The sequence below is a fragment of the Alphaproteobacteria bacterium genome (assembly GCA_041396705.1).
Taxonomy (GTDB): domain Bacteria; phylum Pseudomonadota; class Alphaproteobacteria; order CALKHQ01; family CALKHQ01; genus CALKHQ01.
Genome location: JAWKYB010000014.1, coordinates 1 through 13,731, shown reverse-complemented (window position 1 = coordinate 13,731; position 13,731 = coordinate 1). Strand labels below are relative to the sequence as shown.

Genomic DNA, 13,731 nt, shown 5'->3' with positions numbered 1-13,731 from the left:
GATTAACGCTCTGTGACTATTCTGGGTGTCGGCACCCGCTCGTCCCCAGGTGCGCCCCTGTCCCGTTAGCACGAATAGGCCCAGTCGGCTGATGTCTATGGATCTGGAAGAGGACGGCGACGTCATCGCGTTTCTCGATGAGCCGGAAGAGGTGCAACCCGGCTATGCCATGTCGGACGAGGCGGCCAGTTCGCCGTTTCGTCGCATGCTCGATTTCAGTCTCGATGCGGCCTACGTCCATGTCGACGACATCATCGTCTACGCCAACGATGCGACCGTGCGCATGGCCGGCGCGCGGCGCGTGGAGGACATTGTCGGGCGTCGTGCCTCGGCGTTTCTGACGCCGGAGGCACGCGGCCGCCTGGTCGAGGCGCGGCGTCAGATCCGCGCCGACGGCCGCACCGCTTCGCTGTTCCAGTTCCGTCTGCAGCGCCTGGACGGCGGCGAGACCGACGTCGAATCGACCGGCGTCGAGATCGAATGGGAAGGTTATCGCGCCGTCCTCGTTTTCGTGCGCGACGTCAGCGAGCGCATGCGCGCCGAGAACCGGCTGCGCGAGAGCGAGGCCAATCTGCGCGGGTTGCTGGAGGGCTTTCCCGACGCCTTCTATGTGCATGCAAACGACCGGCTGCTGTTCGCCAACCCGGCGATGGCCCAGATGTTCGGCTTCGACCGGCCGCAAGACATGATCGGCCACTCGGTGCTGGCGCTTTATCATCCCAGCACGCGTGCGACGATCCTCGAGGCGCGGAAGTCGATGCCGACGCGCACGGACACCGGCAAGTTCACCTCGCGGATCGAAGCCCTGTGCCTGCACCGCGACGGCACCATGTTCACCGCCCAGGCGGCTGCTCGCAACGTGCGCTGGGAGGGCCGCGAGGCGATCGTGGTCAACCTGCGCGACATCAGCGAGCGCATCGAACATGAGCGCCAGCTGCGCAGAGCGAGGCACGGCTGCGCCATGTGATCGACCACTCGCCGGACGGGATCTATATCCACGTCGACGACACCATCATGTTCGCCAATCCGACCGTCGCGCGCTGGTTCGGCTTCCAGAATCCGGACGACATGGTCGGCCGCTCCGACCTGTCGCTCTACATCCAGGAGGATCAGGAGCGCATCGTCGAGTTGCGGCGCCAATACGACGACGAGACCCGTCCGATCTGGCACAAGCTGCGCTGCCTTCGGGCCGACGGCTCGCAATTCGTCGTCGAGACCCTGGGTCTGCATCTGCTCTGGAACAACTCGGCGGCCCGGCTGATCGTGGTGCGCGACCTGACCGAGCGGCTGGCGACCGAGCAGCAACTCTATCATGCCCAGCGCATGGACGCCCTCGGCAAGATGACCGGCGGCATCGCCCACGAGTTCAACAACTTCCTGACCGTCATCTCCGGCTTTGCACACATGGCGCAACGCGATCCGAGCGATGCGAAGCGCGTCGCCAGCTGTCTGGCCGAGGTGATGAAGGCGACGAAGGTGGCGTCGGCCCTGACCCAGCGGATGCTGGCGTTCGGGCGGAAGAACGAGGCCGCATTCGAGATCGTGAGCATCGGCGGGCAACTGGCCGACGTGCGCTCGATGCTGACGCCGATGCTGGGCGACAAGGTGCGTCTGCGCGTCGAGGCGAACGACGACGGCGCCCAGGTGCAGATCGACCGCCACCAGTTCACCCAGGCCGTCTTGAACATGGCGATCAACGCGATGCACGCGATGCCGGACGGCGGCGACCTGTCGATCGTCTGTGCCGTGACGGAGCTGGACCAGGCGGCGGCCCGGCGCAACCCGGACGCCAAGCCGGGTCGCTATGTGGTCACGTCGGTGAGCGATACCGGCACCGGAATCGAGCCCGACGTGCTCGGCCACATCTTCGAGCCCTTCTTCACCACGAAGAAGTCGGCCGAAGGCACCGGGCTCGGCCTTTCGGTGGTCTATGGCCTGGTCAAGGCCGCCGGCGGCTTCATCGACGTCGAAAGCACCATGGGCGAGGGGACCTGCTTCCGCATCTTCCTGCCGGAGGTCGAGAGCGCCCGCAGGGAGCCCGCGGTGCCGGAAGCGGTGCGCCGGCGCGGTGTCGGTTGCGGCACCATCCTGGTCGCGGAGGACAAGCCCTCGGTGCTGGCGCTGGCGCAGATGGCGCTGGAAGAAGCCGGCTACGACGTGGTGCCCGCCGCGAACGGCCGCGATGCGCTCGCGGCGTTCGAGGCAGCCCCGGACCGGATCGATCTGCTGCTGACCGACGTGGCCATGCCGGAGATGAACGGGCCGGAGCTGGCCGATCGTCTGCGCGCGCGACACGCCGACCTGAAGGTGGTGTTCATGTCGGGCCACGCCGAGTTCGACGACGCCGGCGACCTTGCCTCGACGGCCGGGCCGTGTTCATGCCCAAGCCGTTCGATCCCGACGATCTGTGCGCCACGATCGGCACCCTGCTCATACGCAGGTGACGGGCGGCAGGTCCGCTGCGCCCTGGCTGCTCAGCCAGGCGAGCCGCGTCGCAGGGGCGACACCTTGTGAAGTACGGTTCGCAGCCGGGGCCATCGGCGTTCATGTAACACTCATTAAGATTGTAAAATGCGCAATTCTTGCAATTAACCAACGATTCACTGGGATGGTCCAATTGTAATCCGTGTATTACACGTCCCTGGATCAATTTACAAATGCCGGTGTCGAAAAAGGCGATGCTGCTTCCGGAGCCGGGGTCGGGTTCCGGCGCGCCTGAGTTGACGAGCAAGAATCGGTCGCGCCTTGTTGCACATCCGGCCGCTCCGGTACGGGCGCGTCGGCATCAGAATGCGCCGGGCAAAGATGAGGGTCTCGACGGCGCAGGTCTGGCCGACGCCGGACACCTGCTCGACGCGAACCCGGACGCCGCATTTGTGATCGTTGGCGACACAATCGCGTTTGCCAATTCGACAATGCTGCGCCTCGCCGGAGCGACCGAAGCCGGGCATCTGGTCGGGAAGGACATATCGCCGATGCTGGATGTGGCCAGTCGCCGGCGGCTGGCGGCTCTGCGTACCAGGGTCAGGCGAGGCATTTCGCGCTTGCGTGCGTTCGAGGTCCGGCTTGTCCGCCCGAATGGCGCGTCGATGGACCTGGAGTGCACGGGCCACCCGGTCTTGTGGAAGGGCGCGGCTGCAATCCTTGTCATCGCCAAGGACGTGACCGAGCAGAGGGCGGCGCGGCGTTTGCTGCGTGAGAGCGAGCTGCGCTTCCGCAGCGTGTTCGATGCGTCGCCGGAGCCGATCTATGTCCGAGTTCGTGACAGGATCGTCTGCGCCAACAAGGCGATGGCCAAGCTGTTCGGCTATGCGACGGCGAAGGCGATGGCGGGCTTTCCACCTCGAACCTCTTTCACCCGCGCGATCGCGAGCTGATGTGTGGCGTGCGCGAGCGCATGGACAGTGGGCCGCCCGACGAGACCGGCCAGAGCTGTTGCGAGGTGACCGCGTTGCGGGCCGACGGGTCCGAGTTGCGCGTCTACGTCGTCGGCCGCCCCGTGACGTGGGACGGCATGCAGGCCGCCATCGTGAACATGCATGACCTCACACGACGGTTGGCTGCCGAGACGCAACTGCGCGAAAGCGAGATGCGGTTCCGCAGCCTGTTCGAGCTTTCGCCGGAGCCGATCTACGTGCGCGTCGGCGATACGGTCTGCTACGCGAACGCGGCAATGGCGGATATGTTCGGTTTCGAAAACCCACAGGCGCTGGTCGGCAGTTCCGCGCTTGGTCTCTACCATCCCGACGACCACCAGACCTTGCTCGGCCTGCGTCACAAGCTGGACAGCCAAGCGGTCAGCGATGACAACATGGCGCAATGCGAGATCACATGCGTTCGTGTCGATGGCACGCCGCTGCGCGTGCGGATGGTCGGCCGGCCGGCAATGTGGGACGGCGTGCAGGGCGCGATCGTCAACCTGCACGACATCACGCAGCGCGTCGACGTCGAAGCACGCCTGCGCGAGAGCGAGGCGCGGTTCCGGGCACTGGTCGAGTTGTCGCCGGATCCGATCTACGTCCAGCTTGGGGGAAGGATCGTGTACGCCAATCCCGAGATGGCGCGCATGTTCGGCTATCGCGGCCCGGACGATCTTGCCGGCCGCGATGCTCTCGATCTGTTCACGCCGCCGGGCAGGGCGGTGGTTCTCGAAATCAGGCAGCGGATGCTTGCCGACGGCCCTGACGCGGAGAAGGTTTACAACTGCGAAGTCGAGTGCCTGCGCGCGGACGGTAGCGCATTCACGGTGCTTGGCGCCGGACGCCTGATACCGTGGCACAACGACCAGGCGATCATCGTCCAGCTGCGCGACGTCAGCGAGCGGGTCGCCGCCGAGACCAAGCTGAAACAGAGCGAAGCGCTGTTCCGCAGTCTGTTCGAGCTTTCACCCGACGCCGTCTACGTGCACGTCGACGACGAGATCCGGTTCGTCAATCGCGCGGCGTGCGCCTTGTTCGGCTTCGACCACCCGCAGGCGATGGTGGGGCATTCCAGCCTCTCGCTCTACGCGGCCGAGTTCCACGACATGATTCGGGCTCTGCGTGCGCGCAACAAGGGCGAGCCGGTGGATTCCCGCTATCGCATGACCTGCCTCCGCCGAGACGGCTCCAGCTTTCAAGCGGAGGCAACGGCAGGGTCGGCCTTCTGGAACGGCGTGCCGGCACGCGTCGTCGCGATACGCGACCTGACGGAACAGCTGGAGACGCAGAAGCGGCTGATGCACTCGGAGAAGATGGACGCGCTGGGCAAGATGACCAGCGGCGTTGCGCATGAATTCAACAACTTCCTGACCGTCATTGCCGGCTTCAATCAGATGGCATTGCGCCACATAGACAATCGCGATCGTGTCGTCGACAGCCTGAACGAAGTCGCGAAGGCCGCATCGATAGCGACCGAACTGGTCCAGCGGATGCTTGCCTTCGGACGAAAGGGCGAGATCAAGGCCGAGAACGTCGCCATCGGCCGGCTCATCGTCGAGATGGAGTCGATGTTGTCGCAGATGGTCGGTCCTGGGGTAAGGCTGGATGTCGATATCGAGGCCCCTGAGGCGAGTGCATGGATCGATCCCACCCAGTTGGCACAGGCGATCGTCAATCTGATTCGCAATGCGGCGCAGGCAATGGGCGGTGACGGCGTCATCGCCGTGACCAACAGGGTTGTCGACGTCGAGCCGGCGCTGGCGGCGCGTCACGACGGAGCCCGGGAGGGGCCACACATTGCGATCGACATTGTCGACACCGGACCCGGCATGAACGACGAAACCCTGAAGCGTGTCTTCGAGCCGTTCTTCACGACGAAGGAAATGGGGAGCGGCACGGGACTGGGTCTCGCCATCGTCTATGGAACGGCCAAGGTGGCCGGCGGCTTCATCGAAGTGGAGAGCGAAGTGGGTCGCGGCACCCGATTCACGCTCTACCTGCCGGTCAACTTTGCGCCTCGGAGGGACAGCAGGGCGGAAGCCACCGCCGAAGAGTGTGCTGCCTTTGCTGCAGCGTCCAAGATCCTCGTTGTCGAGGACGACCCCGCGGTCATGGCGTTGACCCGGATGACGCTGGAGGAGGCCGGGCTGACCGTCATTGAAGCCCAAGACGGCAGTGCGGGGCTTGAGCTGTTCGAGCGCGAACGGGACAGCATCGACCTTGTGCTGACGGATGTTCGCATGCCACGCCTGAGCGGGCCCGAGATGGTTCGCAGCATTTCCGCGGCTTGCCCGTCGCTGCCGATCATATTCATGTCGGGCCATGCCGCATTCGACGCCGAGGATTCTTTGCTGATCAGCGGCGCCAACGGACTGCTGCAGAAGCCGTTCGACCCGGACCAGCTGTGCCGAGTCGTGATGCGCGCCGTCGGCAAGACGGACCGCTGCGCCCCCTCATGCCCGCGGACGAACTGCACGTACGCGAGATGCTGAGGCGCTGTGGCAGAGGCCTGCACCGGCGGTTTCCGGCCGGAAGCGGCTTTCATACCCTGGCCCATGGAATTGCTTTTCATCCTGAATGCCATTATATGCAGTCGCAAGCAGCCGGGGCGTGCAGAGAACGCTCGCAAAAAATATCAATCACTGCAATTCCCTTCGCTCAACGCGCCAAGGTTGATCGCAGGAATGAAATTTGAGCTGTGCGAGCTGTGTTTTTTGAGGCCACCTATTCCCGAAAGGCGTTCGTTCTAATGGATCTTGAACATCTGAGTTGCCTCGTCGTCGAGGACGATGAGCAGGCCCGCAAACTGATCGTCCTGATGCTCGAAGACATGGGAGTGCGCGCCGTATGCGCCGCCGGCGATGCAGACGCAGCGAAGCGGCTGCTCGCGGAAGCGGAAGAGCCCGTGCACCTCGTGATCTGCGATTGGATGATGCCGGGGATGCCCGGCACCGACCTTGTTCGGGAACTGCGCCGCACGCACCCCGACCTGTGGGTGTTCATGGTCACGGGGCGTAGCGACGCCAGTTCGATTTCAGAGGCGAAAGGCCTCGGCATCAATGGATTCCTGGCCAAACCGTTCCGGGCCAGCGCGCTCGAAGAGAAGATCCGGGCTCTGCTGGCGCAAATGGCATAGGACGGCGACTTCGCGTCTGACGCCCTGCGGCCGATGCGCCGCCAGGCGAGCGCCCAACGCTACGGCATGTACTGGCCGCCGTTGACCTCGATCACCTGGCCGGTGACATAGCCGCTCATGGCATCGCTGGCGAGGTAGAGGAACGTGCCGGCGCAGTCCTCCGCCACGCCCAGCCGGTCCATCGGGATCGTTGCCTTGGCCGCGGCCAGCTGCTGTTCGTTGGAGTACATCTCGTGGAACGGGGTCAGGATGACGCCCGGCGAGACGGCATTGACCCGGATGTTCAACGGCGCGAATTCGCGGGCCATGCCGTGGGTCATCGTGCTGACGAAGCCCTTGGTCGCCGCGTAGAAGCCGGCACCCCCGCTGCCGCCGTTGCGCGCGGCGATCGAGCTGACATGGATGATGTTGCCGCGGCCGTTCTTCTTGAACTGCGGCAGCGCCGCCGCGCTGGCAGCCACGGCGGAACGCGCGTTCAGGTTGACCACATGGGCGAAGGCCGCGTCGGTGTAGTCGGCGAACGGCCGGCGCTCGACCATGTGGCCGGCGTTGTTGACCAGGATATGCAGATCGCCGGCCTTGGCGATCGCGTCGCGCACCACCGCCTCGGCGCCGCCGTCGACCGCCATGTCGCCGCCGATCACGGTCGCCTGCGCGCCCATCGCCCGGATCTTCTCGGCGACGGCCTCGGCCTTGTCGGCGCTGCGGGCATAGTGGACCACCACATGCGCGCCGTAGCGGCCGAAGGCCAGCGCGGCCGCCGCACCGATGCCGGTGCTGGAGCCGGTGATCAGCACGACCTTGTTCTTGAACTCCTCAAACATGAACGCGTTTCCTCGTTTTTTCGGATGCGGAGTGTGATACCCAAGATGGCGCGGGGAGGCTACTGCGGCGCGCCGAAGCGACCCTGAATGTCGGGTGCACTGGCGCTGCCGCAGACCGGACCGCAGCGAGGAGAGGGGACATGACGACACATGCGCGCCTGCCGCGGGTCGGCGGCAGGGCCAACCTGCAGGCGTTCGGCCGCGGCTGTGCGGCAATTCTGCTGATCGCCGGCACGGCCGCCTGCGGTGCCGGCACGCCGCCCGGCATCGATGAGGATCCGCAGCTGGTCCGCGAGAGTCTGGCCGCGGCGTTCCGGCAGTGCACGATCGAAACCGGTTACAACCCCGACGCCTCGGCAGGCATTCCGCCCAACCAGCTCGGGCCCGGCGAGGAGGACTGGCGGGACTGCGCCCATGACGCGATGGAGCGCGTGGTCCAGCCGAACATGAAGGATCCGGCCGCGCTCGACGCGCTGATCGACGAGGACGAGGCGCTGACCGAGGCGATCGCCGACGGTGTCGGCAGCCGCGACGCCAGACGGGCCGCTCTTTCCGCCCGGCTGCAGGCGATCCAGGCGAACGAAGCCGCGCTCTACCAGCAGGCGGTGGCCAACATGTCGGCGGCACAGCTGCTGCAGGCCACCACCTTCGACACCGAGAACGAGCGCTTTCGCGGTGACCTCGCGGTGATGTCGCGGCTGCTCTAGCTGCGCCGGCCCGGCGCAGCGCCCGGTCGGTCGTCGGGGTCCTCGAACAGGCCGGTCTGGTCGAAGGTGGCGCCCCACAGCGGGTGGCGCATCGACAGGGTGAAGCGGAAGCGGCCGCCGCCCTCGTCGCGGTGCGTCACCTCGCAGCGCCCCGGCGTCAGCAGGTGCGGCAGGGGCAGCCGTAGCGGGCCGAGCGCGAGGAAGTAGCGGCGGCTGGCGAAGACCAGCGCGCCGTCGCGCTCGCACACCGTCAGCACCATGCCGAGCCCGCCGCGCACGCATTCCAGCAGGCGCCCACGGGAATCGACGCGCTTGACCGAGCGGATCGTGCGGACCGGGCCGTCGTCGGGCCGGATCGACCGATCCCAGATCACGCCGCCGGCGCCGTCGTCGGCGACCGTGACCACGGCCGGCCATTCCCGGTCGCACGCGGTCGGCAGCGGTCCGCCGCACAGCTTCGACAGCAGGGCGAAGACGAGGCCGGCGCCGTTGCGCTCGAAGCGCAACCGGCCGGGATAGCGGACCGGGCTGGCCGCGTGGCCGACCCGAAACCGTCGGCGGATCGCCGGGTGCAGCCGGTGCCACGCCGCATGGCCGATCAGCGCCGCGAAGTCGACCGCGTCGGTGGAACGGCTCGTGCCTGCCATGTCGATCGAGGCGCGCATCGTTTGGCTTCCTATATTTCCGATGTTTCTGTCTTGACAGAAAGTTTTGGCCAAAAAAAAGTGGTGCCGCTCAGCTCTTGAGAAGCCCGATGATCCGGTCGCCCAGCTTGAGCAGACGCCGCAGGCGGCCGGACGGCACCCGCCGGATCCGGTCGTAGAACCCGTCCAGCTCCTCGAGGAAATGCTGCATGTCGGCCAGGCGCCGGCGCGCGACCGCGCTGATCGCGGCATCGGCCTCCGCTTCGGCCGCGCAGGTGCGGATGATCGCGATCGCCGGATCCAGTTCGCGCCGCTTGCGCTCGTCGACGATCGCCAGCAGCATGTCCCAGGGATCGTGACGCGCGGTGAAATGGTCGCGGCGGTCGCCGGGAACGTGGGTGAGGTCGACCAACCGATAGGCTTGCAGTTCCTTCAGGCTGTTCGATGCATTGGACCGCGCGATGCCGAGCGCCGCGACGATCTCGTCCGCGGCCAGCGGGCGCTCCGCCAGGTAGAGCAGGGCATGGATCTGGGCGACCGAGCGGTTGACCCCCCAGCGCGTTCCCATCTCGCCCCAATGCAGCACGAAGGTGCGGATCGGTACGGGCAGGTCCATTTCGGTCTCCTGTTTCTGTAATGACAGAAATGGGAGGCCGGGGCCAACGAGTCAATGGCCTGCGTTCAGAGAAAGGCTTGCACCGCATGCGCCGCACGGCTAAATCGATTCCGAGCCAGCAATGCAAGCGGCGCGAAGGCGCCATAAGTCCCCACATCTGGCGCATCGCGGGTCGAGAACCCATCCGACCGGGTTTGCGGCCGACGGCGACCGAAGTGATGGTGCGCACGCACCTCCTGGCCCGGTCGGCTTATGTATCGGGCGCCAGGTTCGAACGGGGACGGCAAGGGAATGACATCGCTTTTCGCAGCGGCCGAAAGCCGGCTTCCGTCATGACCAAGGCGGCGGAGGGGCGGGCGGTCGCGTTGCGCCTGCTGGCGGTACCGCAGACGACCGCCTCGGTCCTCTACGGCCTGTATGATCTGCTGGGTGCTGCCGGGGTGATCTGGCCGGCGCTGACCGGGCGCGAGGCGTCGGCGGTGCGTTTCGACGTGCGGATTGCCGCACGCACCACGATGCCGATGGCCTGCGTCGGCGGCATTCGCATCGATCCGCACTGCGCCCTGGACGACGATCGCGGCGCCGAGGTCGTGGTCGTGCCCGACCTGATCATCCGTCCGGACGGAGACCCGCGCGGCCGCTGGCCGGCGGAGACGGCATGGCTGCGCCGGAAATACCAGGAAGGCGCGATGATCTGCTCGGTCTGTTCCGGGTCGATCCTGCTGGCGGAGGCGGGCCTGCTCGACGGCCGGCCGGCGACAACGCATTGGGCGTTCCAGCGGACGATCGCGACCTATTATCCGCATGTGCAGCTGGACAGCGAGCGCGTGCTGGTGGCGGCGGGCTCGGACCTGCAGGTGGTGACCAGCGGCGGCGTCAGCTGCTGGGAGGACCTGGTCCTGTACCTGACCGCACGCTACTGCGGCCAGCAGGAGGCGATCCGGCTCGCCAAGGTCTACCTGCTCGGCGACCGCGCCTGCGGGCAGCTGCCCTACGCCGCGATGGTCCGGCCAGGCGCCCATGGCGACGAGCCGGTCGCCGAGGCCGAACAGTGGGTGCAGCAGAACTTTGCGAGGCCGAATGCCGTGGCCGGGATGGTCAGCGCGTCGGGGCTGGCCGAGCGCACGTTCAAGCGCCGGTTCCGCAAGGCAACGGGTGCGGCACCGATCACCTATGTCCAGACCCTCCGCGTCGAACGCGCCAAGGAGATGCTGGAAACGTCGCTGACGCCGACCGATGCGATCAGCGTTGCCGTTGGCTATGACGATCCGGCCTCGTTCCGGCGCCTGTTCAAGCGCGAAACCGGGCTGACGCCCGGCGAGTACCGCCGCCGCTTCCGCGCCATCGGCCGCATCGAGGCCGCACCGATGGCGGCGGCCTGATTGCGCGCGCCGCGGTGAACCGCTGACCCTTCGACGTCCGGCATGGGCACGGTCCGGCTTTCCGACCTGTCGCCCGTCGTCATTGCGGCAGCGGTCGCCCCGCAGCCCCGCTCGGTTCAGCCGCGCGCCTTCACCTCCAGCCGGCGGGCGTGCAGGATCGGCTCGGTATAGCCGGACGGCTGGGCCCGGCCCTTGAACACCAGGTCGCAGGCGGCCTGGAAAGCGATCGAGCCGTCGAAGTCGGCGGCCATCGGCCGATAGGCCGGGTCGCCGGCATTCTGCTGGTCGACCACCGCCGCCATCCGCCGCATCGTCTCCATCACCTCGTCCTGCGAACACACGCCGTGATGCAGCCAGTTGGCGATGTGCTGGCTGGAAATGCGCAGGGTCGCGCGGTCCTCCATCAGGCCGATGTCGTTGATGTCCGGTACCTTTGAGCAGCCGACGCCCTGGTCGACCCAGCGCACCACATAGCCAAGGATGCCCTGGGCGTTGTTGTCGAGCTCCGCCCGGATCTCTTCCGGTTGCCAGTTCGGCCGGTCGGCGAGCGGGATGGTCAGGATGTCGTCCAGCTTCGCCGGCGTGCGTGCGGCCAGCTCCGCCTGTCGCGCCGCCACGTCGACGGCGTGATAGTGGGTGGCGTGCAGGGTGGCGGCGGTCGGCGACGGCACCCAGGCGGTGTTGGCGCCGGCTTTCGGGTGGGCGACCTTCTGGTCCAGCATCGCCGCCATCAGGTCGGGCATCGCCCACATGCCCTTGCCGATCTGCGCCTTGCCGCGCAGGCCGCAGCGCAACCCGACGTCGACGTTGTTGTTCTCGTAGGCGCCGATCCAGACCGCGCCCTTGATATCGCCCTTGCGGATGAACGGGCCGGCCTCCATCGAAGTGTGGATCTCGTCGCCGGTGCGGTCGAGGAAACCGGTGTTGATGAAGCAGACCCGGTGCCTGGCGGCCCGGATGCATTCCTTCAGGTTTACCGTGGTCCGCCGTTCCTCGTCCATGATGCCGACCTTCAGCGTATGGCGCGGCAGGCCCAGCACATCCTCGACCCGGCCGAAGATCTCGTCGGTGAAGGCCACCTCTTCCGGCCCGTGCATCTTCGGCTTGACGATGTAGATCGAGCCGGTGCGCGAGTTCCGGAGCTTGCCGGTGCCTTTCAGGTCGTGCAGCGCGATCATCGACGTGAACAGCGCGTCCATCAGGCCTTCCGGCACTTCGTTGCCGTCGCGGTCCAGGATCGCCGGGTTGGTCATCAGGTGGCCGACATTGCGGATCAGCAGCAGGCTGCGCCCGTGCAGTGAGACGCTGCCCTTGCCGTCGGGTGCGGTGTATTCGCGGTCCGGGTTCAGCGCGCGGGTGATCGTCCTGCCGCCCTTCTCGAAGCGCTCGACCAGGTCGCCGCGCATCAGGCCCAGCCAGTTGCGATAGACGTGGACCTTGTCTGCGGCGTCGACCGCGGCGACCGAATCCTCGCAGTCGATGATGGTCGACACCGCCGATTCGATCGTCAGGTCGGCGACGCCCGCCTTGTCGTCCTTGCCGATCGGGTGGCTGCGGTCGACCACGATCTCGACATGCAGGTTGTTGTTGGCGAGCAGCACGGCGCTCGGCGCCTCGGCATCGCCGCGATAGCCCGCCAGCTTGCCCGGCTCCGCCAGCCCGGTCTCGTGGCCGCCCAGCGCCACCGCCAGGCTGCCGCCGACGACGCGATAGCCGGTGGCATCGGCGTGACTGCCGTCCGCCAGCGGCGCGACCCGGTCCAGGAAGGCGCGCGCCCAGGCGATCACCTTCTCGCCGCGCGCCGGGTTATAGGCCGCCGTGATCTCGGCCCCGTCCTCCTGCGGGATCGCGTCGGTGCCGTACAGCGCATCGTAGAGGCTGCCCCAACGGGCGTTGGCGGCATTCAGCGCATAGCGGGCGTTGCTGACCGGCACCACCAGCTGCGGGCCGGCGATGCGGGCGAACTCCGCATCGGTGTTCGTGGTCTCGATGGCGAAATCCGGGCCCTCCGGCACCAGATAGCCGAGGCCGGTCAGGAAGGCCTTGTAGGCCGCCATGTCGATCGGCCTGCCGCGCCGTTCCCGGTGCCAGGCATCGATCTCGGCCTGGATCGTATCGCGCTTCGCCAGCAGGGCGCGGTTCTTCGGGGCGAGATCGTGGACCAAGGCATCGAGCCCCGCCCAGAACACGTCGGCCGACACGCCCGTGCCCGGCAGGGCCTCCTCGTTGGCGAAGGCGACAAGGTCCGCCGCGACCTCCAGGCTGCCGATCCGCTTCCGATCCGTCATCGTTTCCTCTTCCCCCGGTCCTGTCGTTGCGGGCCGCTTGCCGCGGCCCGAGCTTCGCCTGCGTTATAGACGCATGGTCCGCCCCGCGCGACCCGCTATCGCGGGGCGTCGCGGCCGGCTTCCGCCATGCGGCGAATGGCATCGCGGAATCGACGGCGCCGGGGTCGACGGGGGCCGGCGGCAGCGCCATATTGGCGCCGAGAACCGCGAAGCAGGGACCGCCATCATGCAGCGACCGGGCGACAGGCAGACATCCGGCGGCATCGTCGACGACATCGGCGGCTACATTTCCAGCACCGAGGAGATCGTTGCCGAGGCCCGCGCCGGCCGGATGTTCATCCTGGTCGACGAGGAGGATCGCGAGAACGAAGGCGACCTGGTCATACCGGCGTCGATGGCGACCGCCGAGGTGGTCAACTTCATGGCCAAGCACGGCCGCGGGCTGATCTGTCTGGCGATGGAGCGCGCGCAGGTCGACCGGCTGGGCCTGCCGCTGATGCAGCGCAGCAACAGCGAGAGGCTGAGCACCGCCTTCACCGTGTCGATCGAGGCGCGGCACGGCGTCACCACCGGCATTTCCGCCGCCGACCGCGCCCGCACGATCGCCGCCGCAATCGATCCGCACAGCGGACCGGCGCACATCGTCACCCCCGGCCACATCTTTCCGCTGCTCGCCCGCGACGGCGGGGTGCTGGAGCGGGCCGGCCACACCGAG

General features: G+C 67.1%; 12 protein-coding genes. 8 read left to right on the top strand and 4 right to left on the bottom strand.

The window, feature by feature from the left end:
- Positions 1 to 97 precede the first annotated feature (97 nt).
- The 5 genes from R3F55_18960 (at position 98) to R3F55_18940 (ending at position 6,555) form a co-directional block, all read left to right on the top strand.
- On the top strand, positions 98 to 967 hold the full coding sequence (locus R3F55_18960) for a PAS domain S-box protein (protein ID MEZ5669475.1): 870 nt from the start codon (positions 98 to 100) through the stop codon (positions 965 to 967).
- Positions 964 to 2,514, top strand: coding sequence for an ATP-binding protein (locus R3F55_18955; GenBank protein ID MEZ5669474.1), 1,551 nt, complete (start codon positions 964 to 966; stop codon positions 2,512 to 2,514). Before R3F55_18960 ends, R3F55_18955 begins: the two co-directional genes overlap by 4 nt.
- A 143-nt stretch (positions 2,515 to 2,657) precedes the next feature.
- Positions 2,658 to 3,377, top strand: coding sequence for a PAS domain-containing protein (locus tag R3F55_18950; protein MEZ5669473.1), 720 nt, complete (start codon positions 2,658 to 2,660; stop codon positions 3,375 to 3,377).
- 8 nt (positions 3,378 to 3,385) lie between these two features.
- Positions 3,386 to 5,911: a PAS domain S-box protein gene (locus R3F55_18945; protein ID MEZ5669472.1), complete on the top strand. Its 2,526-nt coding sequence runs from the start codon at positions 3,386 to 3,388 to the stop codon at positions 5,909 to 5,911.
- Between the two features lie 257 nt (positions 5,912 to 6,168).
- Positions 6,169 to 6,555, top strand: a complete 387-nt coding sequence (locus tag R3F55_18940) for a response regulator (protein MEZ5669471.1) — start codon at positions 6,169 to 6,171, stop codon at positions 6,553 to 6,555.
- A 59-nt stretch (positions 6,556 to 6,614) separates the two neighbouring features.
- Here R3F55_18940 and R3F55_18935 read toward each other — a convergent pair whose 3' ends face one another.
- A complete protein-coding gene (locus R3F55_18935) occupies positions 6,615 to 7,379 on the bottom strand; it encodes an SDR family NAD(P)-dependent oxidoreductase (protein ID MEZ5669470.1) in 765 nt (254 codons plus the stop codon).
- A gap of 140 nt (positions 7,380 to 7,519) precedes the next feature.
- Here R3F55_18935 and R3F55_18930 point away from each other — a divergent pair, with 140 nt between their 5' ends.
- On the top strand, positions 7,520 to 8,086 hold the full coding sequence (locus R3F55_18930) for a hypothetical protein (protein MEZ5669469.1): 567 nt from the start codon (positions 7,520 to 7,522) through the stop codon (positions 8,084 to 8,086).
- On the opposite strand, the gene R3F55_18925 is transcribed toward R3F55_18930, so the two are convergent.
- On the bottom strand, positions 8,083 to 8,751 hold the full coding sequence (locus tag R3F55_18925) for a DUF4166 domain-containing protein (protein MEZ5669468.1): 669 nt from the start codon (positions 8,749 to 8,751) through the stop codon (positions 8,083 to 8,085). The genes R3F55_18930 and R3F55_18925 overlap by 4 nt on opposite strands.
- Positions 8,752 to 8,821: 70 nt before the next feature.
- A complete protein-coding gene (locus R3F55_18920; GenBank protein ID MEZ5669467.1) occupies positions 8,822 to 9,346 on the bottom strand; it encodes a MarR family transcriptional regulator in 525 nt (174 codons plus the stop codon).
- A gap of 29 nt (positions 9,347 to 9,375) precedes the next feature.
- Here R3F55_18920 and R3F55_18915 point away from each other — a divergent pair, with 29 nt between their 5' ends.
- A complete protein-coding gene (locus tag R3F55_18915) occupies positions 9,376 to 10,728 on the top strand; it encodes a helix-turn-helix domain-containing protein (GenBank protein MEZ5669466.1) in 1,353 nt (450 codons plus the stop codon).
- Between the two features lie 116 nt (positions 10,729 to 10,844).
- On the opposite strand, the gene R3F55_18910 is transcribed toward R3F55_18915, so the two are convergent.
- Positions 10,845 to 13,016 (bottom strand): malate synthase G, encoded by a 2,172-nt coding sequence (locus R3F55_18910; GenBank protein ID MEZ5669465.1) that lies wholly within the window; start codon positions 13,014 to 13,016, stop codon positions 10,845 to 10,847.
- Positions 13,017 to 13,242: 226 nt separating this feature from the next.
- Between R3F55_18910 and R3F55_18905 the strand changes: the two genes are divergently transcribed.
- Positions 13,243 to 13,731, top strand: a 489-nt coding sequence (locus R3F55_18905) for a 3,4-dihydroxy-2-butanone-4-phosphate synthase (GenBank protein ID MEZ5669464.1), incomplete at its 3' end; no start/stop codon positions are given.

Coding starts and splice junctions, on each gene's coding strand:
- R3F55_18960 (MEZ5669475.1), top strand. CDS start 98: ATGGATCTGGAAGAGGACGGCGACGTCATCGCGTTTCTCGATGAGCCG.
- R3F55_18950 (MEZ5669473.1), top strand. CDS start 2,658: ATGCCGGTGTCGAAAAAGGCGATGCTGCTTCCGGAGCCGGGGTCGGGT.
- R3F55_18940 (MEZ5669471.1), top strand. CDS start 6,169: ATGGATCTTGAACATCTGAGTTGCCTCGTCGTCGAGGACGATGAGCAG.
- R3F55_18935 (MEZ5669470.1), bottom strand. CDS start 7,379: ATGTTTGAGGAGTTCAAGAACAAGGTCGTGCTGATCACCGGCTCCAGC.
- R3F55_18930 (MEZ5669469.1), top strand. CDS start 7,520: ATGACGACACATGCGCGCCTGCCGCGGGTCGGCGGCAGGGCCAACCTG.
- R3F55_18925 (MEZ5669468.1), bottom strand. CDS start 8,751: ATGCGCGCCTCGATCGACATGGCAGGCACGAGCCGTTCCACCGACGCG.
- R3F55_18920 (MEZ5669467.1), bottom strand. CDS start 9,346: ATGGACCTGCCCGTACCGATCCGCACCTTCGTGCTGCATTGGGGCGAG.
- R3F55_18915 (MEZ5669466.1), top strand. CDS start 9,376: ATGGGAGGCCGGGGCCAACGAGTCAATGGCCTGCGTTCAGAGAAAGGC.
- R3F55_18910 (MEZ5669465.1), bottom strand. CDS start 13,016: ATGACGGATCGGAAGCGGATCGGCAGCCTGGAGGTCGCGGCGGACCTT.